Source organism: Acidimangrovimonas sediminis (assembly GCF_002871005.1).
Classification (GTDB): domain Bacteria; phylum Pseudomonadota; class Alphaproteobacteria; order Rhodobacterales; family Rhodobacteraceae; genus Acidimangrovimonas; species Acidimangrovimonas sediminis.
Genome location: NZ_PHSN01000014.1, coordinates 188,537 through 213,092 on the forward strand (window position 1 = coordinate 188,537; position 24,556 = coordinate 213,092).

The following is a 24,556-nucleotide window of genomic DNA, read 5'->3' on the forward strand; positions in this document are numbered from 1 at the left end:
CCCCTAGCCTCCGATCCCGCCGCGCCGCCGCAGCAGAAGCCACAGGAAGAACGGCGCGCCCACCGCCGCCGTGACGATCCCGATCGGCAATTCCGCGGGGGCGACCACGCTGCGCGCCACCATGTCCGCCAGCACCAGCAGCAGCGCCCCGAGCAGAGCCGAGGCCGGCAGCAGGCCGCGGTGATCCGGTCCGATCACCAGCCGCAGAAGGTGCGGCACGACCAGACCGACGAAACCGATCATCCCGCTTGCCGCCACCGCCGCCCCGGTCGACAGCGCCACCAGCACGATCACCCGCCGCTTCAGCCGTTGCACGTCCACCCCCAGGTGATAGGCCTGCGCCTCGCCCAGCGTCACCGCGTTCATCCCGCGCGCAAAGAACGGCGCCGCCACGACCACGGACAGCGTGGCCAGCCCGCAGACTGCCATCGTCCCCCAGGTCGCGCCCCCCAGCCCGCCCATCGACCAGAAGGTGAAGTCGCGCAGCTGGGTATCGTTCGCCTTGTAGATCAGCAGCCCGGACAGGGCGCCCGCCGCCGCCCCGATGGCGATCCCGCCCAGGAGCAGCGTCGCGACCGAGGTCTGTCCGCGCCGCGTCGCGATGGCGTAGAGCAGCAGCGTGTTGACCAGCGCCCCGCCGAAGGCCGCCAGCGGCAGCGCATAGATCTGCAGCAGCGCCTCGGGCAGCGACAGGACGGCGGTGCCCAGCACGATCGTCGCAATCGCCGCCAGCGCGGCGCCAGCCGAAACGCCGATCAAGCCCGGATCGGCCAAGGGGTTACGGAACAGCCCCTGCATCAGAGCGCCCGACGTCGCCAGCCCGGCACCGACCGCCAGCCCCAAGAGCAGCCTTGGCAGGCGGATCTGCCAGATCACCAGGCTGTCGGCGGAGACCGACGCCTGCGGACCCGCACGCAGGACCTCCAGCACCCGCCACGGCGACAGGCCCAGCGGTCCGGTCCCCAGTGCCAGCAGTGCCACCAGCACAAGGCCGCAGGCCAGCGCGATCAGCGCCAGCCGCGCCCTGTCGCGCCGGTCCCCTGCCGCGGGCCGGGGTCGCGCCGGGCGGGGCGGGGCGCCTGTGACGCTGAGGGTCATGGCCGGGCGGCCACGGTCTTTGTGTCCGTCTTGGCCGCGTCGCCGGCAGCAATCCCGCGTCCGGGATAAAGCCTTGCGGCAAGGTCGCGTGCGGCATCGGCGGTGCGCGGGCCAAAGCCCAGCAGATAGAGGCCATCCATGCGGATCAGCGCATGATGTCGCCCGGCCGGCGTGGCCACCAGCGCGGGCGAGGCCAGCACCTGCGCATCCGGCACCGTCGGCCCCGCATGCGACATCATCAGGATCACGTCAGGCTTCATCGCCACCGCGGCCTCGGCCGAGACGGTCTTGTAGCCGGAGACTGACGCGAAGGCATTGATCCCGCCCGCAAGCCGGATGATCGCATCGCCGCCCGTGCCCGCCCCCGCCGCGACCGGGCGGCCGCCGCTCATCGACAGGACGAACAGCACCCGCTTGCGATCGCCGATCCCCGCCAGCCGGGTCTGCAGCCGGGTCAGGCTGGCGGTCACCGCAGCGGCCATGCGCCGCCCGCGTTCCGGCGCGCCGACCGCATCGGCGACCAACGTGATCTTGCGCGCGATGGCGGCCGGGTCGTGCCCCGCCGGAACCTCCACCAGCGGCACGCCCGCCGCCTTCAGAACCGACACCGCGGCGGGCGGGCCCGCGCCTTCCTCCATCAGGATGAGGTCCGGACGCACCGACAGCACCCCCTCGGGCGAGAGGCTGCGCATGTAGCCCACGCTTGCCTTGTCCTTCGCCGCTGCGGGATAGGTGCTGGTCGTATCGACCGCCGCGATGCGGTCCGCCGCCCCGAGCGCATAGAGGATCTCGGTCGTGGCGCCGCCGATCGACACGATCCGGCGGGCGGGGTCGGCCGCCTGCGCGCCCTGCGCGGCAAGTACCAGCGCCCCCATGAACGACAAGGCAAGCACCACCCTGCCGGCCAGTCGCCGGGCATGCGATATCCTTCCGCGCGGGGCGGTTCCGTTATGGTCGATCATCGTGTGAGTCCATCAGATTAATTCCTGACTATATTACTCAGGAATCAACCGGACACAAGCGCCGAGACCGGGCAGCGATGGGAAAAGCGGCCTCGGGCAATGCCTTTGCGGACGAATTCGCCTTGCGCTCGGCCCCCGGGCTGGTGCACCTTCCGGCCCAGCCAATTCCAGCCATTCCCCGACACTCCCGACCGCGACACAGGGCCCGGCAGATGCCCCCCCCTTTTGCGCGGACCGGCATCATGCGGCACGGCAGGCACGCGCCCGAAAGGGCCCACCACCCCGACGCTGGACAGGGCCGGAACCGGACAGGGTGCGCGGGCAAACCCTACACTGCGGCCGGCGGCCCCGTCTCCGGCCCTTTCGAGAGATCCGATGATGACCCCAGACACCCCGTCCCTTCAGGCCACCCCTCGGGGCACCGACGCCCTGCCCCCCCGGTCCGCCCGGCTGCGCGAGGCGACCCATGACAGGCACGCCCTGCTCGACGCCGCGATCATGGCGGCCAGACCTTTCGAGAACACCGCGAACTACAGCCGCTTCCTCAAGGTCCAGAACCGCTTTCACCACGATGTCAGCCCGCTCTACGCCGATCCCGACGTGGCGGCGGTGATCGCGGATCTGGAACATCTCTCGCGCCTCGGGGCCGTGTGCGACGACATGAGGGACCTTGGCGTGGCCGATGACTCCCCGCACGAGGCCCCGGCGGCGCAGGGGCTGGCCCTGCCCGAGGCGCTTGGCTGGCTTTACGTCGTCGAGGGATCGAACCTCGGGGCGGCCTTCCTGCTGAAGGCGGCACGCGGGATCGGGCTGTCGGAAGACCATGGCGCGCGCCACCTTGCCGGGGCGCCGGAAGGCCGCGCGGAACACTGGCGCACGTTCAAGGGTGCCCTGGATGCCGTCCCGCTTTCGCCGACGGAAGAGGCCCGCGCCGTGGACGCGGCACACGCGGCCTTCGCACGTGTCCAGACGCTGGTGGATCGCTACATGGCCTGACGGACGGACGCCCCGGGCCGCGGCCATGGCGGCGGCGAGAGGGATGGCTCAACCGGGCGGCCCGACACATGCAAGGGGGCGGCGATATCCTCGCCGCCCCCGTTTCGTTTTCAGGATGGTCGAAGGTTTCCGCCGGCTCAGAAGGTCTTCGAGAAGGTGATCTTGAACGTTCTCCCGGCCTCGGGGAAGGACGGGCCGGTGGTCGTGTATTGCAGCACGTATTGCTTGTCGAAGACGTTATCGATGCCGAAGTCCGTCCGCAGACCTTCCAGCGGGCCGCTCTTGAACGTGTAGCTGGCGGCAAGGTCGTTCACGCCCCAGCCGGGCTGGTGCAGGCCGTCGAGGGTCTGGCCCGCGCCGGCGCGAAGGGTCCAGCTGACATCCCAGCCCGTGCGTTCCCACCGCTTGCCGAGGGTCAGGGCCAGCTGGTTCATCAGCGCGTATTCGTACTGCTTCCAGTCTGTGCTGTCGTTGCGGTACTTGTCGTCGAACGTCATGGTCAGCGCGGCCCGGCTGTAGAGACCCGAGGCAAGGCCGTAGTTCACCTGCCCCTCCAGCCCCGATGTCGACATCGTCTCGTAGCTGGTGCTGGGATAGGCGGTGTTGTCCCAGATGTCGGTCTTGAACAGCCCGAGAGAGGCCTGCATCCGGTCGTCGGATGCCATCAGGTCGCCGCCCTCGTAGCGCAGGCCGGTTTCCCAGTTGCGCGTCTTGAAGACCTTGTCACCCCAGTAGACACCATCGGCATTCGCATAGCCGGCAAAATCCGGCAGCGTCAGCCCCTCGGAATAGGTGAACGAGGCATAGGCGGTGAAGCCGCGACCCAACCCCTTGTCGACACCCACCCCCAGGCTGCGGGCGGTGGTATCCATGTCGGGCAGGGCGGTGCCGCTGGTGCTGGTCAGGTCGTAGAGGTTCTGCCGCTCGATCCGCCCGCCGACGGAGACATTCAGGTCATGCGCCATCGCCATCTGGTCGATCGCGAACAGGCCGAGGCGGTTGTATTTTCCCGCCCCCGCCACGCCGGTCATGATGCCATCGTGGTTCTGGTGCGACCATTCCAGCCCGGCGCGCAGGGTGTGGCTGATGCCGCCGGTCTGGAACCGCGCGGTGTTTTTGGCCTGCACCGTGTCGGTATAGACCTGATAGGTCCCCGCGAAAGCCGAGGAGATCCGCGACAGCCCGACGATGTCATAGCTCTGGTGCGAGCGGCTGGCCTTCAGCGTGAAGTCGATCAGCGGGTTGTCGGCCGGCTTGTAGCTGTAGGCGAGGCTGACGACATGGCCGTCGCGCGTGCGGTTCACGTTGCCGAAGACGGTCAGCGGCGAGGCCGTCGAATAGGGCACGTTCTGCTGCACACTGCGCGACTTGTCATAGGTCAGAACGATCGCCTGATCATGCGCCGCGCCAAAACGGTAGCGCGCCTTGAGCAGGATCGAAGGCACGTTGTACCCGCCCAGGTCGATCGTGTTTCCGTCGCCATCCGTCTTGTTGCCGGAATAGCTGCGCGCGTAGTTGGCGAGGAAGTCGAAGGAATCGTTCGGCTGCCAGGCAAGCGTGGTCGAGGTCTTCCAGCCCGACCCGTTGGAGCTTGCCCCTGCCACCTGACGCAGCTTGAACCCATGCTGCCCGCCCGTCAGGTCGGCGCCGTTGATCGTGTCCATCGCGATCGTGCCGCCGACGATACCACCGCCGTATTCCAGCGATGCCAGCGGCCCCTTGAGCACGCTGACCGACTTCAGCAGCGACGGATCGACGATCTGCCCGGCGGAGTTCCGGTATAAGTTGCCGCCCGCGATGGAAGTGCCGTCGAGGGCGAATACCACTTGCTGGGAATCCGGCATCGCCGAGTTGCCGCCGAAGTTGCGGATGGTGACGGTGGAGGTGAGCAAGTCGTCCCCTCGGGCGATGTTCACCCCGGGCACGTTGGCCACGGCCTTGGCCACGGTGCCGGCCTGGGAATGGGCAAGCGCGTCGGCGCCGATCGTGCTGGCCGCAGCGGTGCCCGCAGGCGTCGTGTCCTTGGGCCTGGTGACAGTGATCGGGGCCAGGCTGGTCTCCGTGGCATCTTTGCCCGAGGTTTCGGATGTGGTGGCTGAGGCGGCGGCGGAAGCGGCCGTACTGTCCTGCGCCACGACGGGCAGGGCCAGCCCGGGCGACATCAAAACGCCCAAAGCCGTGGTCGCAGCAAGCCGGCGACGGGTATACGTCATGGTCTCTCCTGACCGAGAGGTGTCTCTCTGACAATGTGAAGGGTGCTTGCTGGCAAAACGCTTGCTCGAGGGCGGCGCGTGAGGGGCCTTCCGGCCGGTCGCGTCCTGCGATCGGGCCGCGTGGGTCGAATCGCCTCGTACCGTTCGCTTACAAAGGGACATTCCACCGGCGCCAGCGCGAAAATCGCCCCAGCGCGTCGGCCGCACACGCCGTTGCAAATATGTCGCAAGACATACCCGTTGCATGCTCCCCCTGCCGCATCCGTTGCAGAGCGGTGTGACACCGGTGCCCGGGCCGCCCTTGGGATGAAGGTTCACCCGCGCGGCACCGGGATGCGAAGCGTCGAATTTTACTCTGCCACTTCAAACCGTTACATGGGCATGACCCAGCACCCTCGACAGCCTGCCCCGCGTATTCCGGCGGCGCTCCTGTGGCACATTGGCGTCGCGTTCCGGCACCGCCCGGCCGGACACGCAGCCGTCCTCCCCACCCCGTTTGCGCCGGCATTTCGCAGCGGACCGGTCACCCAAAGGTGATCTTCCGCGGGCGCATTATTCTTGAGCAAAATACTAGGGAATATATTCAGACCAGCGAAGAGGCGCGAAGGTCTTGGCGTCTCGAGGCCTGGACGTCTCCGGGCCGCCCGGACAAAAGGATATGCTCATGTTCCCCTCTGGTTTGCCCAATTCCCGCAAGATGTCGTGCGGTCTTGCCGCCCTGATCGCGCTGTCGCAGGCACCGATGGCGCTGGCCGCCGGCAGCGCCGCGCCGGTCAGCAACGGGGTTTCGAAGGTCGCGATCACGCTGACCGGCAAGGATGGCGGAACCTGCGAACTGGACCATGACAGCGCCAAGGCCGGGCCTATCACCTTCACGGTCACCAACAAGACCGCGACCGCGATCACCGAGGTCGAACTGCAGAGCGACAACCGCATCCTCGGCGAAAAGGAAAACCTCGCGCCCGGGCTTCCGGCCGTCAGTTTCACCCTGACGCTGGGCGGCGGCAAGTATCAGCTTTACTGCCCCGGCGCGTCGAAGGAGATGGTCGCCTTCACCGTGACCGGGAAGGCCGCGGCCAGCCCCAGCGGCACCACCGCGGAACTGCTTCAGAAAGGGGCGGACGGCTATGCCAAGTATGTCGACGGCGTGGTCGATGCGATGGTGACCGCAGTCGACCGGCTGAAATCCGACATCGACGCGGGCGACCTGAAGGCGGCGCGGGCCGAATATCCGCGGGCCCGGCCCTTCTACGAACGGATTGAATCCGACGTCGACGGCTTCATCCTTCCCGGCTTCAAGGCGACGGACAATGCCGGCAACCTCGACTATCTGATCGACATGCGGGCCTCGAACCTCGACCCCAAGGTCGGTTGGCACGGCTTCCACGCGATCGAACGCGACCTGTTCGAAAAGGGCAAGATCACCGACCAGACCAAGGCCACCGCGGCGGAGCTTTCCAAGAACGTGCACCGATTGGACAAGCTGGCGAAGGGGCTCACCTACCGTCCCGAGGACCTGGCGAACGGCGCGGCCGACCTTCTGGAAGAGGTCCAGACCACCAAGATCACCGGCGAGGAAGAGGCCTTCAGCCACTATGACCTCGTCGACTTCGCGGGCAACGTCGAGGGGGCGCAGCAGGCCTTTGCCTATCTTGAGCCGGGTCTGAAGAAGATCGACCCCGCGCTGACCAAGCAGATCGCGGACCGGTTCGCACAGGTGAGCAAACTGCTCGACAGCTACCGCGACAAGGCCGAACCTGGCGGGTACCGGCTTTACACGGCCAAGGTCAAGGCCGCCGACGCCGCCAAGCTCAGCCGCGCGGTCCAGTCGCTGCAGGAGCCCCTGTCCTCGATCGCCGAAAAGGTTGCGACCGCAGACTGAGGCCCCTGGGCAGGGGCATCGACACCCGTCTGATGCCCCTGCCATGCCCCGCCCGCCATGCCCGATCGCCCGCCCTATGCCAGGGATGCCCCCGGGACGACGCCGGGCTGGCCGCGTCGGTCCACGGCCTCGTGAACTGCGACCACGCGGAGTTGACCGGCGCGGCATGGCCTATTGTTGAGAAAACTGATCAACAATAGGCCATCCGGGGCCCCCGAAGCGATGCCCTTCCCGGAGAAAGAGCCGTGCCATGACCCAGATCCCACCTCCCTGCCCCTTCACCCTGCGCCTGCTGACCGCAGGCCCGGCCCGGCGCGGGTGACCGGCGATGCTGGCAACCCTTGTCATCGGCCTGCGCGAAGGGCTTGAGGCGGCGCTGATCGTCGGCATCATCGCCGCGTTCCTGCGCCGCAACGGACGCGACCTGACGGCGATGTGGATCGGCGTGGCGCTGGCGGTGCTGCTTTCGGTCGTGGTCGGCGTCACGCTGGAGCTGGTGGAACGCGCCTTGCCCCAGTCGGACCAGGAGGCGATGGAGACGGTGATCGGCGCCGTCGCGATCTTCTTCGTGACCGGCATGATCGCCTGGATGAACACCCATGCCCGCGACATGAAGCGCGAGCTGGAGGCCGAGGCGGCAGCGGCACTCGGCCGGCGCGGGGCCTCGGCCCTAGCCCTGATGGCCTTTCTGGCGGTGCTGAAGGAGGGGTTCGAGACCTCGGTCTTCCTGCTGGCCACCTTCTCCGCCGCGCAATCGGCAGCCCTTGCCGCCGCCGGCGCGGTGATCGGCATCCTTATGGCGGTGCTGATCGGCTGGGGGATCTACCTTGGCGGGGTCAAGCTGAACCTCGGCAAGTTCTTCCGCGTCACCGGTGGCTTCCTGATCCTCGTGGCGGCGGGGCTGGTCGTGACCTGCCTGCGCACCGCGCACGAGGCCGGCTGGCTGAACGCCGGACAGCAGGCGACGGTGAACCTCTCGTGGCTGGTGGCCCCGGGCACGGTGCGTTCGGCCCTGCTGACGGGCGTGCTTGGCATCCCCGCCGACCCGCGGCTGATCGAGGTTCTGGGCTGGTGCGCCTATCTCATCCCTGTCGCGCTCTGGATCTACTGGCCGCAGCACAGCCGCCCCTCGGCACGCGGCGCGGCGCGACTGAAGCTTGGGCTGGCCGCGGGGCTGGGCGTTGCCGCGCTGGCGTTGGCCATGCTCTTTCCCGCACCCCGAGTGCGCCTTCCGGCCGCGGTGCCAGTGCAATCGGCGGGCAAGGACGCCGGCAACATCAGCCTTGCGCAGGGCCAGACCGAGGGGGATGCCCGGCTCCGCCTGCCCGGCGGCACTGGCAGCACGAGGCTGCCCGCGACCTCGGCCCGGAGCCGTGATTATTCCGGCATCCCCGCAGTGCTGTGGCAGGTAAAGGGCCAGAGGACCCTGACCGACAAGCCCGCGACCCTGACCCTCGACCAGGTCATGGCGCTGTCGGGCGGGCGCATCCCGATCGGCCTCAACCCGGCGGAAAACCCGGGTCCCTTCGACGCGCACTGGACCGAGACACGCCGCCTGACGGTCTGGGAGGCCGGCGGCCACCTGCTTGACGCGCAGTCGCGCAGCCGGGTCATCCTTGCACTCAGCGGCAGCGGTCTGGCCAGCCCGCGCATCCTTCGGCCGCGTGCGGCGGCCGCGTCTGACTGGAAGGTCGATCCGGCCTATGTCAGCGCGGCCGAGGACGCACTGCATGCCACCCGCCGCGCCGCACAGGAACGCCATTTCTGGGCTGGCGTGCTGCCGGTGCTGATGGCCCTGTTCGCCCTGATCCTTGCCACGCTGGGGCTGCGCGCGCTGCTTCGCCTGCACTCCGGCACCGGCACGGGATCTGGCAGCGGCCCGAGCAGGGGCACCGGCGCCGAAGGCCGCGGCTATCGCCACGCCACCTGACCCCGGGCTACCTGCCCGCCCGCCCCGGCCCTGACTTTTCAAGAGGTTCCCCCATGTCATCCGATCCCGAACATGCCCCGAATGCGCGCCTGTCCCGGCGCGGGCTGCTGATGGGGGCCGCGGCCGGCGGTGCCGGGCTGGCGATGACCGGCCCGGCGGGCGCTGCCAGCACCATGGGAACGGCAGACGGCAAGGCCATGCACTCCCCCTCGGTGGTGGGCGATCATGGCCTGCAATACGACTTCTACGGGAAGGGGCCACAGGCAGGCATCATGACCCCGCCGCAGCGCTATGTCTTCTTCATGACCTTCGACCTGACCTCGTCGGTGCCACGGGACCTTCAGGTGCTGCTGGCGCGCTGGTCGGCCGCGATCGCGCAGATGACGAAGGGCGAGACGATCGGACAGGTCGAACCCTCCCGTCCCAACGCCGCGGGCTTCGATACCGGCGAGGCGCTGGGGCTCGGCTCCGCCGGCCTGACCGTGACCGTGGGCATGGGCCCGGGCGTGTTCTCGGAAGCGCGGGGCCTGCAGGACCACCGCCCGCCCCTGCTGCGCCCGCTGAAGCACCTGCCGAGCGACGCGCTGAAACCCGAGCTGACCGGCGGCGACCTGTCGCTTCAGGCCTGCGCCGACGATCCGCAGGTGGCCTATCACGCGGTGCGCGACCTTGCGCGGATCGCCAAGGACACGGGCGCCGCCGCGACGCGCTGGACGGTAATGGGCTTTGGCCGCGCCTCGGCGGGCAAGGACCAGCAGACGCCGCGCAACCTTCTGGGGTTCAAGGACGGCACCCGCAACGTGCGCGGCGCCGAGGCCTTCGACCGTCACGTCTGGGTGCAGGGCGGCGCCGACTGGCAGCGCCACGGCACCTATCAGGTGGTGCGCAAGATCCAGATGCATATCGAGAACTGGGACACCGACCGGATCAGCGACCAGAACGCGGTCTTCGGGCGGCACAAGCTGTCGGGGGCACCGCTGACCGGCACGCAGGAATTCGACACGCCCGACTTTGCCCGCCGCGGCCCCGACGGCGCGCCGGTGATCCCCGCGACCGCGCACATCCGTCTGGCCGCGCACGAGAACAACGGCGGGGTGCAGATCCTGCGCCGTCCGTTCAACTATACCGACGGGATCAACCAGTTCGGCCTGCTCGACGCCGGCCTCCTGTTCATCTCGTACCAGAGCGATCCGGCGCATTTCGAGATGCTGCAAACCAAGCTGGGCGAAGCCGATGCGCTGAACGAATACATCTCGCACATCGGGTCGGGGCTGTTCTTCGTGCCGCCCGCCCCCGAGGAGGGGTCGTACATCGGCGAGGCGATGTTCCGGTCGGCGTGACCGGGCTCTACGTGGCCCCGTAGGGCCGTGAGAGAGCAGAGGCCACCCGGGGACCGGAGGACCTGGCCGCCGCCGTCACCCCGATTTCAGGAGGCAGACGAAGGGGGCGCCCTCCAGGGACACCCCGAGATTTGACCGCAGAGTTCGGGCCCGGCGTTCGTGTAGCGGAAGGGGGGAAGCCGGAACGGATCCGGCGGTTTTCCCGGTGCCATCCCCTCCTCCGGTGTCGCCCATTCAACGGTGCCGGTGATCTGACCGGTCAGTCCTCCCGCAGGACGAGGTTGCCGAACGCGTCCACCGTGGCTGTCTGGCCCGGCAGGATATAGGTCGTGGCATCCAGCTGTTCGACGATCGCAGGCCCCGGGAGGCGCATGCCCGCCCGCAGGTCGCGGCGGTCGTAGACCGGGCAGTCAAGCCATTGCCCCGCCGCATGAACCCTTTGCCTCCCCGTCGGCTCTGGCGTGCTGCCACCGGCAGGCGCCGCGTGGCGGTCGGACGGCTGCCCCAGATGCCCGCGCGCGGAAACCCGGGCAAAGACCAGTTCGACCGGAACCTCGGGCTGATCGAAGGTGTAAAGTTGCCGGTGGGCTGCGTGAAACCCCTCGATCGCCTCGGTCAGAGCCTCGGGCGAGACGTCACGGCCCGGCCACGGCACCGTCAGCTCGAACCCCTGATGCTGATAGCGCATCCCGACGGTCCAGAGGACGCTGCGCCCCTCGGCGGGGATCGACTCGGCATCAAGCCAGCCCTCGGCCCTGGCATCGAGATTGTCGAAGACGGCGGAAAGCCGGTCAAGATCGTAATCCGGGGCGCGCAGGATACAGGTGCGGGTGAAGTCGTTCTTCAGGTCGGAATGCAACAGGCCCATGCTCGACAGCACGCCCGCCTCCGGCGCGATGAGGGCTGCGCGCAGCCCGAGAAGCCGCAACAGGAACCCGCCGTGCAAGGGCCCCGCGCCGCCGAAAGGCACCAGCGCGAAATCGGCCGGGTCGTGGCCGCGTTCGACCGATACGACGCGGATCGCCCCCACCATGTTGTTGTTCGCGATGTCGACAATGCCGCTTGCGGCCTCGAGCACCGTCAGGCCGAGGGGCTCGGCAACGTGGGTGGCGATCGCCTGCTCCGCCGCGGCGCGGTCGAGCTCCATTTCCCCCATCAGAAGGCGCGTGGTCAGGTGCCCGAGAACCAGATGCGCATCGGTGAGGGTGGGTTCCGTCCCGCCGCGGCCATAGCAGACGGGGCCCGGAACGGCGCCGGCGCTGGCCGGGCCCACGGTCAGAACGCCCCCGACCACGCGCGCGATGGAACCGCCCCCCGCGCCGATGGTGTGAATGTCGATCATCGGCAGGCCCAGCGGCCATTCCCCGACCCGCCCCTCGATGGTCAGGGCCGGCTCGGCGCCGTCGATCAGACAGATATCGGCCGAAGTTCCCCCGACGTCGAAGCCGATCAGCTTGTCCTCGCCCGCCTGTCGACCGACCACCGCGGCGCCCACCACCCCCGCGGCCGGCCCGGACAATGCGGTCTGGATCGGCTGGTTGCGGATCGTCGCGGCACTGGTGGCACCGCCGTTGGACTGCATCAGCAGCAGACGCCCGGGAATGCCCTCCGCCTCCAGCCGGTCTTCCAGCCGCGTCACGTAGCCCGAGACCTTGGGCATCACGTAGGCATTGAGCCGCGCGGCCATGCTGCGCTCGAACTCGCGGAAGGCCGGCAGCACCTCGGACGACAGCGAGATCATCGCCTCGGGATATTCCTCGGCGATCAGCGCGCGCGTGCGCTGCTCATGCACCGGATCGGCATAGGAATGCAGATAGCAGACCGCGATCGCCGGGATGCCCTGCCTGCGGATCTCGGCCACCGCGCGCCGCACCGCCGCCTCGTCCAGCGGCTGCAATTCGCGCCCCTCGTGGTCCTATCCGGCCGTCGATCTCGTAGATGCGCTCGGGGGGGACCGGTCGCTCGGGCTTCACCCAGGCGTAGATATTGCCGGTGCGCGGAATGTCGTGCCGGCCGATCTCGATCACGTGGCGAAAGCCGGTGGTCGTCAGCAGGGCACATTCCGCGCCACGCCCTTCGAGGATCGCGTTGGTGGCGACGGTCGTACCGTGAAGGACGTGGCTGACATCCTGCGCGGCAAGCCCTGCCTCATCCAGGATGCGGCGCCCCCCCGGTGAGGAACCCCTGCGACGGGTCCTCGGGCGTCGAGGGGGTCTTGGCCTTGTGGAACAGGCAGCCCTCGCGGACCGGCGCTTGCACTCCCGTGCTGTTTCGCGGGATACCGCCATGGAACGGCTTTCTCCGGGAAGCCACCGACATGCGAAAGCCGAGATGCCCCCGACCGACCGCCTCGAGACCGACTGCTCCAGCTGCGCCGCGCTTTGCTGCGTGATGCTGGCCTTCGACAAGGGCAAGGATTTCGCCTTCGACAAGAACCCCGGAGAGCCGTGCAGGAACCTCTCGGGGCACAGCTGCACGATCCACGACAGCCTGACGCCCAAGGGGTTTCCCGGCTGCGTCGCCTATGATTGCCTCGGCGCCGGCAACCGCGTGGTTCAGGAGGTTTTCGGCGGTCAGTCCTGGCAGCAGGAACCGCGCCTCATTCCGGTGATGATGGAAGCCTTCTCGGCGATGCGCGAGGTTCACAAGCGGATCGACTACCTCCGCGCGGCGGAGATGCTGCCGCTGACACCCCGCGACGAACAGAAGCGCCGGAACTTCCTCGACCACCTCGAGCAACATCGCTGGAGCGGGCCCGAGCTCAACGAATTCGAGTTCGGCCTGGCGCTGGAGATCGACATCTTCTTTCATGAAATCGGCAAGTAGCCGGCCGAGATCACCCGCCGGGCCCTGAGCTGCCAGCGTGGTCCCGGCCGACAGGTCTTTCAAACCACCCCGTGGCGCGATCGGCGGAAACGCCCGGCCGGGCGCCTGACGTCATCCCGTGGCGATCGCCCGGGTCGCGCCGAAGTTTCGTCGGAAATTTAGACGTCAGCAAGGAATCCCCAGCAAAGGCCGCCCATATATTGGGCACAATATGAAATCATCATTTCTTTTGCATAATTTCATGAAATTTTAATTTCATCGCCAAACCAGACCCCGTACACCCCGGTCAACGTCAGAAAGGACAGTTGATCATGGCTCTCACCCCGCCTCGTTCCCTCCGCTCGATCGTCACGGCATCCCTCGTGGCGATGGCGTCCCTGAGCGGGGTCGCAAACGCCGACACGCTTGCCGACATGAAAGCGCGCGGCACGATGATCGTCGGCCTCGACCCGACCTTCGCGCCCTATGAATACACAGACGCAAGCGGCAACATCACCGGCTACGACCCTGCCCTGCTCCGGGCGATCGCCAAGGACCTCGGCCTCAAGGTCGAGTTCCGCAAGATGGCGTTCAGCGGCATCATCCCGGGGCTTGTCGCCGGGTCGTTCGACTTCACCGCGACCGCCCTCAACGTCACAGCAGAGCGCGCCAAGCGCATCTCGTTCACGATCCCGGTCAGCAAGACCGTCAACGCCGTCCTGCGCCGCGTTGGCGATACCAAGGTGAACGGCGACAAGCCGGGCTCGCTGGCGGGCCTGACGGCGGCGGTCAAGCAGACCAGCACGCCCGAGCGCGTGGTGCAGGAAGTCAGCGGCAAGCTGACCGCCGATGGCAAGGCCGCGATCAAGATCCTCAGCGTCGACACCACGGACCAGACCGTCACCGCCCTGGGCACCAAGCGCGCCGATTTCATCGTCGACGACATGAGCGTGCTGGCAAAGGTGATGGCGGAACGTCCCGGCATGTTCGAAGTGGCCGGATCGCTCGGCAAGCCCGCCTACATCTCGTGGGGGGTGCGCAAGAACGACAAGGCGCTGCTCGACACCCTCGACGCCGAACTGGTCAAGTTGAAGAAGAACGGCACGATGGCAAAGCTGCAAAAGCAGTATCTCGGCGTCACCTACACGCTCCCAGAAACCGACTTCATCCCCGCCAACAAGTAAGACCGGCCGTCAAGTAAGACCGGCCGACAAGCAAGACTGGCCGACAAGCAAGACCGCAAGAAAGGCAGGCAAGCGCAAGCTTGCCTGAAGATCCCATGTGCAATCATACCCACCCCGCGGGCGCGACCAACGAAGTCGTCCCCGGCGGCTTCGGACGCGGGTTCGAGGCGAAGGCCGGACAATACATCACCATCGTGGATCTGCACGGTGAACAGGCCGGCGATTTCGTGGCACTGTCCCTTGCCGATCTCGACGAGGTCCTGTCGCCCACCCATACCCGGCGCACCAACCGCTCGATCTACTTCCGCAAGGGCGACTGCCTGATCTCGTCGGAGAACAGGCCTATGTTCGAGGTGGTCGAGGATACCGTCGGCATCCATGACGCGAACGTCCCGGCCTGCGACCCGACCCGCTACGCGGTGGACTTCGGCGTGCCCGGCCACCGCAACTGCCTGGAAAACATGTACGAGCCGCTGAAACGCTACGGCATCGACATCCTGCAGGTGCCGGAGCCGTTCAACTTCTTCCAGAACGGGCCGGTGTCCGAGGACGGAAAGATGGGCGTCACGGACCCGATCAGCCGGGCCGGCGACTACCTCGTGCTCAAGGCGCTGATGGATGTCGCCTGCGCCCTGTCGCCCTGCCCGCAGGACATCATTCCCGGCAACGGCCTCGTCGTGACCGACATGCGCTATGTGGTGACCGACAGCGCCCCGACTGCCCATGACCTGGAGGCGTTCAAATGCCGCTGATGATGATCACCCCGACCGACGCCGATCTTCCGCCCGAGAGCGCGGTCGTCATCCCCCATGGCACGGTTGCGGCCATCCCCGTGAAACAGGGGCAGCTGATGACGATCACCGATATCGAGGGCGGGCGCCCGGTTCAGCTTTATGCCTATACCGACGCCTCGACCGACGAGTTCCTGTCGCCCCATCATACCCGCGTGTTCTCGAACTCCTACCGGCTGAACCAGGGGATGCGGATGGTGACGAACCGCCGCCGGCCGCTGATGGTTCTGGGCAAGGACACGGGCCGCAAGCACGATCTGCTGATGCCGGGGGCGACGCGTTCCGGCCTGGCCGAGGTCGGCCTGGCATCCGAAGCCTGCGAGCGCGAGGCGTTTCGCGCGGCCGTCGCCGAGGCGGGGCTGGAGCCTGCGAAATTTCCCGACCCCATCAACCTGTTCCTCGATGTCTCGATCGACACCACGGGGGCGATCGCGCCGCATGACCTCAGCCATCCCGCGGGTACCCACGTGACCTGCCGGGTGGTGATCGACTGCCTGTTGTTCGTCGGCGCCTGCGCGTCGGATCTTCCGATCCGGCAGAACGCGGGGCCGGTGAAGGTCGAAATCCGCAACCAGCTCTGAAGATGTCCGAACTCTCCAACCTTCTGCCGGCATTGCCCGAACTTGCCAGGGGCTTCGCGATCACCATCGCCCTGAGCCTCTGCGCCATGGTGGTCAGCTGGGTGGTTGGGGCAATCGTCCTGGTGGTGCGGCTGTCGCCGGTCGCACCGCTGCGGATCCTCGCGACGATCTTCATCAGCTTCATGCGCGGCACCCCCGCGCTGGTGCAGCTTTTCCTGATCTTCTTCACCCTGCCGATGATCGGCATAAAGGTGCCCCCTTTCGTGGCCGCCTCGATCACGCTCGGGCTCAACTCCAGCGCCTATGTCGCCGAGATCCTGCGCGGCGGCCTGGGGTCGCTGCACCCCGGTCAGGCAGAGGCGGCCGAGGCGCTCGGCATGCGGAGCTGGCGCATCTGGACCCGCGTCCTGCTGCCGCAGGCCGTCCGCGTCAGCCTGCCGTCGATCACCAACGAACTGACGCTTCTGGTCAAGACGACCCCCCTCGCCTCGGTCGTGGCGGTGACGGAACTGTCCTTTGCCGGGCAGATCATCATCGCGCGGACCTTCCAGCCCACCGCCGTGCTGCTGAGCATCGCCGCGGCCTTCCTGGTCCTGAACCTCATCCTGACCTCGCTGGCCGGACTTCTGGAAAGGCGCTTCGACATCGCCGGAGATCGCCGATGAACTTCTCCCACGATCTGATGACCTACGCCGTGCCGGTGCTGACCAAGGGGGCGCTGTCCACGCTGAAGCTGGGGCTGCTTATCTCCGTCGCGTCGCTGGTCTTCGGTGTCATTCTCAGCTTCGGGCTTGCCGCGCCGAACCGGGTGCTGCGCAGGCTGTCGCGCGGGCTGATCGCCGCGATGCGGGGCATCCCGCCCCTCATCCTGATCCTGATCGCCTTCTACGTCCTGCCCGATCTCGGGGTGATGCTGTCGCCGATCGCGGCCGGGTGCGGCGCGCTGATCGTCTATTTCTCCGCCTATGTCGCCGTGGCGGTCCGTGGCGCGCTTGACGCGGTGCCGGCCGGACAGATCGAGGCGGCGCTGAGCATCGGCATGACCTCTCGCGCACGGATGCTGCGCGTCATCGTGCCCCTTGCCTGGCCGATCCTGCTGCCGGCCCTCTGCGGCCTGCTGATCGGCCTCTTCAAGGAAACCGCCCTTCTGTCGATCATCTCCGTGCCGGAACTGACCTTCGAAACCAAGCAGGCGGTGGCGCGCACCTACGCCCCGTTCGAGATCTACGCGATGGCCGCCCTGCTTTACTGGGCGTGGTCGGCGCTTCTCGAAACGCTGTCGCGCAAGCTTGAAGCCATCGCCAATCGACACAAGAACCCCGGCACCCGGCGGCGCCAAGGAGCATCGTCATGACGATTCCCGCCCTGCGCACCGAGGCGCTGCGCAAATCCTTCAACGGGGTCGAGGTGCTGCACGGCATCGACCTGAGCATAATGCCGGGAGAAACCGTCTGCATCGTGGGCGCGTCCGGCTCCGGCAAATCCACCTTCCTGCGCTGCCTGAACTGGCTGTCGCCGGCGTCCAGCGGCCATGTCTACCTCAACGGCGAGCTGATCGGCGTGCGCGAGACCGCCGGCGGCAGCGTCGTGCCCCTGGCGCACAAGCAGTTGCAGGAGCAACGCCAGCGGATCGGCATGGTGTTCCAGTCCTTCAACCTCTGGCCCCACCGCACCGCCCTCGAGAATGTCATGGAGGGCCCGCGCATCGTCCTGAACCAACCCGGGGCACAGGCCCGCGCCACGGCCGAACGGCTGCTGGAACGGGTGGGCCTGGCCGAGCGTCGCGATTTCTATCCCGCGCAGCTTTCCGGCGGCCAGCAGCAGCGCGTCGCCATTGCCCGCGCCCTGGCGATGAAACCCGAGGTGATCCTCTTCGACGAGCCCACAAGCGCGCTCGACCCGGAGCTGGTGGGCGAAGTTCTGGCAGTGATGAAGGAACTCGCATCCGAAGACACGACGATGGTCGTCGTGACCCATGAGATCGGTTTCGCCGTCGAGGTCGCCGACCGGCTGATCCTGATGGACGGCGGCCAGATCATCGAGGACGCCCCGCCCCGCCAATTCATCGAGGCCCCGCGCGAGGAACGCTCGCGCCGGTTCCTCGATCAGGTCCTCAGCCGCGGCCTCGCGCCGGTGCACACCATCCACACTTCAGAATAGGAGCCAGGCCCTTGGCACTGACAACGATCCCCGCCCGCCACGGAAAGGCGCTGCGCCTGCGGCGCAACCAGGCCGTCAAGCTGGTCAACGTTCACGGAACGCAGGTCGTCGACTGCTGGGCCTGGAATGCCGCCGACATGCACGAACACATGTCGATGGAGGCGACCCGCGTCTGGAACCAGCGCCTCAACCCCGAGGTCGGCGACAGCTTCGTCACCAATTTCCGCAACCCTATCCTGACCCTCGTCGAAGACACCTCGCCCGGCGTCCATGACACCTTCATGGCGGCCTGCGACTGCCAGCGGTACGCGCGGCTGGGCGTGACCGAATACCATCGGAACTGTCTCGACAACATGTACGAGGCGGTGCGCGACCTCGGGCTTGAGCCTGCGCAGCCCATCCTGGCGTCTTTCAACGTTTTCATGAACATCGCCGTACAAGCCGACGGGCGCACCCTCGCCACCAAACCCACGGTGACCCGCCCGGGCGATTACATCACCCTCAAGGCCGAGATGGATTGCGTCGTTGCATTCTCCGCCTGTCCGCAGGACATTGTCTCGATCCAGGGGCAGGGCGACAACACGCCGAAGGACGCCGCGTTCGAGGTGCTCGACAGCGGTTTCCCGGATCTTCCGCCCTCGTCGACCTGGGTGCCGGTTACGAAGGGTCCGCAAGGTTGAATACACCCCCAGTCGCGTCGCTCGAAGATCGCATCCGTGCGAGCTTTTCTGACCTTCCGCCCAATGAGCAACGGCTGGCCGAGACCATCCTGAGCTTTCCGGGCGACATGGCCAGCTATTCGGCGGCCGAACTGGCAAAGCTGGCCAACGTATCACCCGCGACGGCCAGCCGCTTCTTCAAGCGCATCGGCTACAAGAGCTTTGCCGAGGCACGCCAGGATGTGCGCGCGGCGCAACGCTGGGGCGTGCCGTTCTACATGCAGACCCGCCAGGCCGAGGGCCGCGGTGTGCTCGAGACCCTGCGCCAGCATCTGGATTTCGAGACCGCGAACCTCAACCACACCTTCCAGCAGATGAGCGAGGAGGACCTTCTCGGTGCCGTCTCCGCGCTGGAGGGGGCGGCGCGCATCAAGTGCCTCGGTTTCCGCACCAGCGCCATGGTCGCGGGTTACGCCGCATGGCTGTTGGCGCAACTGCGCGGGAACGTCAGCGTCATCGGCAAGGGAAGCGACACCCTGTCAGAGCATCTTGTGGCGCTCGGCCCCGGCGACCTGGTGCTGGCGGTGGGCCTGCGCCGCCGGCTTCCCGTGTTCGCCCGTTCGCTGAAGGCCGCCCGCGAGCGTGGAGCGAAGGTGCTTCTGATCACCGAACCCACCGCCCAGAGCGCGGTTCAGCACGCCGATATCGTGCTGCGCGTCGATGTCCGCAGCGCGTCTTTGTTCGACAGCGACGCGACGGCCTACAGCCTGGTTCATCTGGTAAGTATCCTGCTGGCCTCACGCCTTGGAAAGGCGGGACGGGACAGGATGCGTGCGATCTCGGACCTTCATACCGAACTCGGGGAATTCTAGCGGCCAGCGCACGGGGGCAAGGCAGAGAAAACGCTGGCGTCGGACGGTCCGGCTTTCGGGAGGCGGGCGCCTTGTCGGCGAAACCTGAGATCTCTGCGGCAGGGGCTGAGTGCGTCAGGTCCACACGTTGCTGCCTTCGGGATTGATCGGACACAAGCGCGGACCGGTCCGCGGTTCAGCGTGCGACCAGCTTGTCCACTACCGTGTCCGTTGCACCGGCTCAGTCAGGGTGCTGGCGCGCCCTGCGGTCCTTCAGCTTGTTCAGGGGGCCGCGGAAGGTCTGGACGGTCAGCCCGATCAGGTGCCGGGCATAGATCCGGCGGGGGCGCGACTGGGGCCAGCTTCGCGCGCCTTCCTCCGGCGCGGCAAGGGTTCGTGCGAACGCCTCGCCCAGGGCGGCCGAGGTGGGCACGCCGCGCCCGGTGTAGCCGGTCAGCGCCCACAATCCGTCGTCGAGGGACAGGATCCCCGGGCGCTTCGTCGGCGCCGCGGCGATGGTGCCGCGCCACATGTGTTCCCACCGCAGCCCCTCCAGCACCGGGTAGAGCCCGGCAAGCCGACGGGTCATGAAGGCGCCGGTATAGGCGAAGTCCCGGCCCCGACGGGCCTCGACCAGGCCGCCGGTGATGATCCGGCCCGCGGCATCGACGCGAAAGAACATCGGGTCGTTGTGGGTGTCGCCAAAGTTCATCCCCGAAGGCATCACCTGCGCGCGCTGTTCGGGTGTCAGGGGGGCGCTGGCCACGGCGTAGGAGGACAGCGGCACGAAGCTGCGGACCACGCCTTGCGGGGCACCGTGGCCGGAATAGGCGTTGGTCGCGAAGCCGGCGACCGGTGCCGCGATCTCGCCCGCGGGGGTGCTGAGGCGCCATTGCCCGTCGCGGCGGCTGATCCCGGTCACCGGAGAGGCGGTGAAGATCTCGACCCCGGCGGCCCGCGCCGCCGCCGCAAGGCCACGCACATAGGCCAGCGGATTGACGTGGCCGCCATCCGAATGGACCCAGCCACCGAGGAAACGGTCGTTCCCGGTCGCTTCGGCCACGGCGTCGCGGCCGAGAAAGGCCCCCGACTTGCCCCAGCCGGCATAGAGCTTGTGCTGGGCCCGCATCCGTTCCAGCCCCGCCGCGTTGTGGGCGGCGGCCAGCGTGCCTTTCTGCACCGGCTCGCAGGCGATGCCGTGACGCGCGATCATGTCGAAGACCCGGCGCCCGGCATTCAGCAGCAGGTCGAACCCCTCCGGCGGCAGGATCCGGGGATCGAGATAGCCGAAGACGGGGATGCACTGGCCGTGGTTGCGCCCCGATCCGCCACTGCCGATCTCCGCGGCCTCCACCACCGCGACGCGCAGGCCGCGTTCGGCAAGCGACAGCGCCGCGATCAGCCCGGTGAAGCCCGCGCCGACGATCGCCACATCGACCCGCCGCGCACCGTCCAGCGGCACGGTCGGGGGCGCGGGCGGCGCGCTCAGGATGTAGGGCGGTTCGGTCGGGTCTAAGGTCATGCCTGCACCCCGTCGCAGGCCAGCGCCTGCAATGCCCCGGAAAGCCGATCCGCCCAGGCCTCCTGCCCTTCCGCAGTCTCCAACAGATCGTTGGAGACCTCGAAGCCACAGGCAGGCAGGCCCGACCCGAAGGTGTGCCGGTCGAGCGTGTAGGCGCCGTCACGCCCGGAATAGGGGGCGTTGTCACCCAGCGTCAGGCTGCTTTCCCGGCCCAGATGCGACAGCAGCGCACGGGACATGCGCGCATCATCGTGCCAGATCGTGCCACCGTCCCAGGGCCGGCGCGCCCCGTCGAAGACCCGGGTGCAGCTGTGCAGCGCAAAGAAGATCGGGGCGGCGTGGCGGGCCGTCACCCGCGCCAGCATCCGCCCCACGGCCTCCTGATACGGCCAGAACACCTGTTCCTGCCGCGCCAGCCGGTGTTCCGGAGCCAGGGCGGCATTGCCGGCAATCTGCTGCCCCTCGACCTGCATGAGGATCGAGCGCGGGTCGTCGATCCAGCGGTTCACGTCGATCACCAGACGACTGACCGGACACAGCACCATCGGCACGTCAAGGCGCGCGGCGATGCGATGCGCCAGCGCGGTCACGCCAAGGTCGCAGTAATGGTGCGTGTCGCACCATTCCGGCGCCAGCCCGAGGGAGCCGAGCGCGGCCGGCGCCTCGGTGCCGGCGTGATCGACCACGATCAGCCCGGGAAAGCGGCCTTCGGGATTGAGGAGGATCGGGGCGGGGATCATGCGTCGTCATCCTTTCGGGCACCAAGGCCGCGCAGCTCTTCGATCCGGGCGAAGCGGTCGCGCACCTCTTCGCGGCGCAGCTCGACCACGGCGGCGATCAGCGCCTCGATCTGCGCGGTGGGCACCACGCGCGACCCGAAGGGCGAGGCCGAGGCGTCCGGCGAGGTCAGGATCGCGTCGGCATGTTCCGCGATCGGCGAGCGCCAGATATCGGTCATGAGGCAAAGCTTCGCCCCCGACCGCTTGGCCTCGGCCGCGAAGGTCAGAAGCTCCTCCTGGTAACGGCGGTAGTCGAACACGACGATCAGATCGCGCGCCCCGATGTCCAGAAGGATGTCGTAGGCGAACCCAAGCTGTTGCTGCAGCAGCGTCACCCCCGGGCGGATCTGTCCAAGGTGGGTCGCCAGCCGCTGCGCAAGGTTCTGGCTATAGCGCCCGCCCAGCACCTTCACGTTCATCCGTGGATCGGCCAGCAGCCGGGCGATCGCGTCGAATTCCTGCGGCACGGTCTGGTCCGCCGCGGTGCGCAGCGCGTCGGCCTGCATCAGAAGCGTGCGGCGATAGACATGATCCGCGCCCTCCTCGGCGGGGTCGCGGGTCATCTGCTGCAGGGGCGAGCCAAGCCTGCGCTCGACGTCCTGCAAGACCTCGGCCTGGAAATCGGCGAAGCGGGCAAAGCCCAGCTTGGCCACGAAGCGCAGCACCGTAGGCGCGCTGACCTTGGCCCGCAGCGCGATCGCCTCGACCGTGCCAAGCGCAGCCGTGGGATAGGCACCGATCAGCGCGGCGGCAACCTTGCGCTCGGCCGCCGAGACCGCGCCGGCCTTGATCCTGCTCGTCAGGCTTTCCGTCATGAATTGTATTCTTTGTTACTTATTGACTCGTTTATCATCATATGTACCATCTATTACATAAGCGTCGCCACAACGAAAGAGCCAAAGCGACCGCCACCGCACCTCCAGCCCGCGCCCCGGACAGCGATGGACGCGCAGGGAAAGAACCAATGCAACAGGGACCAGACCGATGAAACCTCTCCTCCTTCTCGCAAGCGCCGCCTTGGCGGCCGCGCCGCTCGCCGCGATGGCCGCACGTGGCAGCGACGGCGACGTCAAGGTGCTGTACTGGCAGGCCGCCTCGACGCTGAACCCCTATCTGTCGGGCATCGGCAAGGAGGTGGACGCCGCCGCCCCGGTACTGGAACCGCTTGCGCGGTTCGACAATAGCGGCAAGCTGGTGCCGTGGCTGGCCGAAAGCATCCCGACGGTGGAAAATGGCGGCATCGCCAAGGACCTGATGCACGTGACCTGGGTGCTGAAGAAGGGGATCCTTTGGTCGGACGGCACACCGCTGACGGCGCATGACGTTGTCTTCACCTGGAAATACTGCACCGCCCCGGGCGCGGGCTGCGCCTCCTCGGACATGTTCGAAGGGATCAAGGACGTGGTGGCGAAGGACGACCGCACGGTCGAGATCAGCTACGACAAGCCCAAGCCTTACCCCTATACCGCCTTCGTCAGCTCGGAATCGCCCATCCTTCAGGAAAGGCAGTTCAAGGATTGCCTCGGCGCCAAGATCGTCTCGTGCACGGCGCAGAACTTTCACCCGATCGGCACCGGCCCCTTCGTCGTCGACGAGTTCAAGCCGAACGACGTGATTACCTATTCCGCGAACCCGCATTTCCGCGACCCGAACAAGCCCGCCTTCGCGCACCTGACGATAAAGGGCGGCGGCAACCCGAACACTTCGGCGCTCGCGGTATTGAAAACCGGCGAGTTCGACTTTGGCTGGAACCTGCAACTTCCGCCCAAGCTGCTGAAATCCATGGAGACCGGCGGCAAGGGCGAGGTGGTGACCGACTTCGCGACCGGGGTGGAGTTCCTGTTCCTGAACCAGACCAACCCCGACCCGTCGCTGGGCGACAAGCGGTCGACGGTGGCGGGCGGCCCGCATCCGTTCCTGACAGACCCGCGCGTGGGCCAGGCGCTGTCGCTGGCGATCGACCGCAAGAAGATGGCAACCATCCTTTATGGCGATGCGGGCAAACCCGGCTGCAACGTCATTCCGGCGCCCGACATGTACCGCTCCAGCGCCAACGACGCCTGCGTCGACCAGAACATCGCGAAGGCGAAGCAACTGCTGGACGCGGCGGGGTGGAAGCCCGGTCCCGACGGCATCCGCGAGAAGGACGGCAAGAAGCTTTCGATCCTGTTCCAGACCTCGACCAACTCGGTCCGGCAGTCCGAGCAGGCGATGATCAAGCAGTGGTGGCATGAGATCGGCGTCGCGACGACCCTGCGCAACATCAACGCCTCGGTGTTCTTCGGCGGTGACGTGGGCAGCCCCGACACCCGGCAGAAGTTCTACGCCGATGTCGAGATGTACACCGACAACACCAAGGGCGAGGATCCGGAAAGCTATCTGGCGAAATGGACCTGCAAGCAGATCCCCGGGCCCAAGACCCAATGGCAGGGCAACGACATCCAGCGCTTCTGCTCCAAGGACTACGACAAGCTGTCGGCGGAGCTGTCGCAGGCGGCCTCGTTGAAGACGCGGGGGGACATCGTGAAGCAGATGAACGACCTGCTGGTGCAGTCCTACACGATCATCCCTCTGGTCCACCGGGGCGACGTTTCCGGCAAGTCGAAGACCCTGGCCGGGGTCAAGATGAACGGCTGGGACAGCACGCTGTGGAACGTCATGAACTGGCACCGGGTGAAGGGCTGACGCATCGTGGCTGCGGCCGGCCAAAGGGACGGCCGCATCTCCGCTCAGTCCGCTCTGGATACAGATCTCCTCGGTGGGGATCGGGGGCGATGATGAACCAGCGGCCGTGACGTGCGGT

The 24,556-nt window shown here is 67.4% G+C and carries 22 protein-coding genes; 14 read left to right on the forward strand and 8 right to left on the reverse strand.

The features are described from left to right. Positions 1-3 precede the first annotated feature (3 nt). The gene (locus CVV76_RS14470; protein ID WP_102225371.1) at positions 4-1,098 is read right to left on the reverse strand and encodes a FecCD family ABC transporter permease; all 1,095 of its coding nucleotides are present in this window, start codon (positions 1,096-1,098) and stop codon (positions 4-6) included. Beyond that, entirely contained in the window at positions 1,095-2,060 is a 966-nt protein-coding gene (locus CVV76_RS14475; protein WP_102225372.1) for a heme/hemin ABC transporter substrate-binding protein, read from the reverse strand. Before CVV76_RS14475 ends, CVV76_RS14470 begins: the two co-directional genes overlap by 4 nt. A 378-nt stretch (positions 2,061-2,438) precedes the next feature. On the opposite strand from CVV76_RS14475, the gene CVV76_RS14480 reads away from it, so the two are divergent. Beyond that, positions 2,439-3,056, forward strand: a complete 618-nt coding sequence (locus CVV76_RS14480; protein WP_102225435.1) for a biliverdin-producing heme oxygenase — start codon at positions 2,439-2,441, stop codon at positions 3,054-3,056. Between the two features lie 137 nt (positions 3,057-3,193). Here the strand turns inward: CVV76_RS14480 and CVV76_RS14485 are convergent, their stop codons facing one another. Further along, on the reverse strand, positions 3,194-5,269 hold the full coding sequence (locus CVV76_RS14485) for a TonB-dependent receptor domain-containing protein (protein ID WP_158243160.1): 2,076 nt from the start codon (positions 5,267-5,269) through the stop codon (positions 3,194-3,196). Between the two features lie 664 nt (positions 5,270-5,933). Between CVV76_RS14485 and efeO the strand changes: the two genes are divergently transcribed. The 3 genes from efeO (at position 5,934) to CVV76_RS14500 (ending at position 10,421) form a co-directional block, all read left to right on the forward strand. Beyond that, a complete protein-coding gene (gene efeO, locus CVV76_RS14490; RefSeq protein ID WP_199178612.1) occupies positions 5,934-7,151 on the forward strand; it encodes an iron uptake system protein EfeO in 1,218 nt (405 codons plus the stop codon). Positions 7,152-7,479: 328 nt separating this feature from the next. Then, positions 7,480-9,081 (forward strand): iron uptake transporter permease EfeU, encoded by a 1,602-nt coding sequence (gene efeU, locus CVV76_RS14495; RefSeq protein ID WP_102225375.1) that lies wholly within the window; start codon positions 7,480-7,482, stop codon positions 9,079-9,081. Between the two features lie 53 nt (positions 9,082-9,134). Next, the gene (locus tag CVV76_RS14500; protein ID WP_102225376.1) at positions 9,135-10,421 is read left to right on the forward strand and encodes a Dyp-type peroxidase; all 1,287 of its coding nucleotides are present in this window, start codon (positions 9,135-9,137) and stop codon (positions 10,419-10,421) included. 259 nt (positions 10,422-10,680) lie between these two features. Here the strand turns inward: CVV76_RS14500 and CVV76_RS14505 are convergent, their stop codons facing one another. Together CVV76_RS14505 and CVV76_RS25680 are read right to left on the reverse strand one after the other, a co-directional pair. Continuing rightward, positions 10,681-12,318 carry a hydantoinase/oxoprolinase family protein gene (locus CVV76_RS14505; RefSeq protein WP_102225377.1) on the reverse strand — a complete coding sequence of 546 codons (1,638 nt, stop codon included), beginning with the start codon at positions 12,316-12,318 and terminating at the stop codon, positions 10,681-10,683. Beyond that, a complete protein-coding gene (locus CVV76_RS25680; RefSeq protein WP_102225378.1) occupies positions 12,206-12,709 on the reverse strand; it encodes a hydantoinase/oxoprolinase N-terminal domain-containing protein in 504 nt (167 codons plus the stop codon). Before CVV76_RS25680 ends, CVV76_RS14505 begins: the two co-directional genes overlap by 113 nt. A gap of 43 nt (positions 12,710-12,752) precedes the next feature. Between CVV76_RS25680 and CVV76_RS14515 the strand changes: the two genes are divergently transcribed. The 9 genes from CVV76_RS14515 to CVV76_RS14555 all read left to right on the forward strand — a co-directional run bounded on the left by CVV76_RS14515 (position 12,753) and on the right by CVV76_RS14555 (position 19,473). Then, positions 12,753-13,247, forward strand: a complete 495-nt coding sequence (locus tag CVV76_RS14515; RefSeq protein WP_102225436.1) for a hypothetical protein — start codon at positions 12,753-12,755, stop codon at positions 13,245-13,247. 311 nt (positions 13,248-13,558) lie between these two features. Next, positions 13,559-14,410 carry a transporter substrate-binding domain-containing protein gene (locus CVV76_RS14520; protein WP_102225379.1) on the forward strand — a complete coding sequence of 284 codons (852 nt, stop codon included), beginning with the start codon at positions 13,559-13,561 and terminating at the stop codon, positions 14,408-14,410. Between the two features lie 95 nt (positions 14,411-14,505). Further along, on the forward strand, positions 14,506-15,162 hold the full coding sequence (locus tag CVV76_RS14525) for a DUF1989 domain-containing protein (protein WP_102225380.1): 657 nt from the start codon (positions 14,506-14,508) through the stop codon (positions 15,160-15,162). After that, positions 15,153-15,782: a DUF1989 domain-containing protein gene (locus CVV76_RS14530; RefSeq protein WP_102225381.1), complete on the forward strand. Its 630-nt coding sequence runs from the start codon at positions 15,153-15,155 to the stop codon at positions 15,780-15,782. The genes CVV76_RS14525 and CVV76_RS14530 overlap by 10 nt, the downstream gene beginning before the upstream one ends. A 2-nt stretch (positions 15,783-15,784) precedes the next feature. Beyond that, on the forward strand, positions 15,785-16,447 hold the full coding sequence (locus CVV76_RS14535; protein ID WP_102225382.1) for an amino acid ABC transporter permease: 663 nt from the start codon (positions 15,785-15,787) through the stop codon (positions 16,445-16,447). Continuing rightward, positions 16,444-17,136 (forward strand): amino acid ABC transporter permease, encoded by a 693-nt coding sequence (locus CVV76_RS14540; protein WP_102225383.1) that lies wholly within the window; start codon positions 16,444-16,446, stop codon positions 17,134-17,136. Before CVV76_RS14535 ends, CVV76_RS14540 begins: the two co-directional genes overlap by 4 nt. Further along, complete coding sequence (locus CVV76_RS14545) at positions 17,133-17,942, forward strand: amino acid ABC transporter ATP-binding protein (protein WP_102225384.1); 810 nt, start codon at positions 17,133-17,135, stop codon at positions 17,940-17,942. The genes CVV76_RS14540 and CVV76_RS14545 overlap by 4 nt, the downstream gene beginning before the upstream one ends. Positions 17,943-17,953: 11 nt before the next feature. Then, positions 17,954-18,622 carry a DUF1989 domain-containing protein gene (locus CVV76_RS14550; protein WP_199178613.1) on the forward strand — a complete coding sequence of 223 codons (669 nt, stop codon included), beginning with the start codon at positions 17,954-17,956 and terminating at the stop codon, positions 18,620-18,622. Then, positions 18,619-19,473, forward strand: a complete 855-nt coding sequence (locus CVV76_RS14555) for a MurR/RpiR family transcriptional regulator (RefSeq protein ID WP_158243161.1) — start codon at positions 18,619-18,621, stop codon at positions 19,471-19,473. Before CVV76_RS14550 ends, CVV76_RS14555 begins: the two co-directional genes overlap by 4 nt. Positions 19,474-19,693: 220 nt before the next feature. On the opposite strand, the gene CVV76_RS14560 is transcribed toward CVV76_RS14555, so the two are convergent. Genes CVV76_RS14560 through CVV76_RS14570 form a run of 3 tightly spaced genes read right to left on the reverse strand, consistent with a single transcriptional unit; the run spans position 19,694 to position 22,568 of the window. After that, complete coding sequence (locus CVV76_RS14560; protein WP_102225386.1) at positions 19,694-20,974, reverse strand: NAD(P)/FAD-dependent oxidoreductase; 1,281 nt, start codon at positions 20,972-20,974, stop codon at positions 19,694-19,696. Then, positions 20,971-21,714 (reverse strand): N-formylglutamate amidohydrolase, encoded by a 744-nt coding sequence (locus CVV76_RS14565; protein WP_102225387.1) that lies wholly within the window; start codon positions 21,712-21,714, stop codon positions 20,971-20,973. Before CVV76_RS14565 ends, CVV76_RS14560 begins: the two co-directional genes overlap by 4 nt. After that, positions 21,711-22,568 carry a MurR/RpiR family transcriptional regulator gene (locus tag CVV76_RS14570; protein ID WP_233192952.1) on the reverse strand — a complete coding sequence of 286 codons (858 nt, stop codon included), beginning with the start codon at positions 22,566-22,568 and terminating at the stop codon, positions 21,711-21,713. Before CVV76_RS14570 ends, CVV76_RS14565 begins: the two co-directional genes overlap by 4 nt. A gap of 169 nt (positions 22,569-22,737) precedes the next feature. On the opposite strand from CVV76_RS14570, the gene CVV76_RS14575 reads away from it, so the two are divergent. Continuing rightward, the gene (locus CVV76_RS14575; RefSeq protein ID WP_102225388.1) at positions 22,738-24,438 is read left to right on the forward strand and encodes a peptide ABC transporter substrate-binding protein; all 1,701 of its coding nucleotides are present in this window, start codon (positions 22,738-22,740) and stop codon (positions 24,436-24,438) included. Positions 24,439-24,556: the final 118 nt, after the last annotated feature.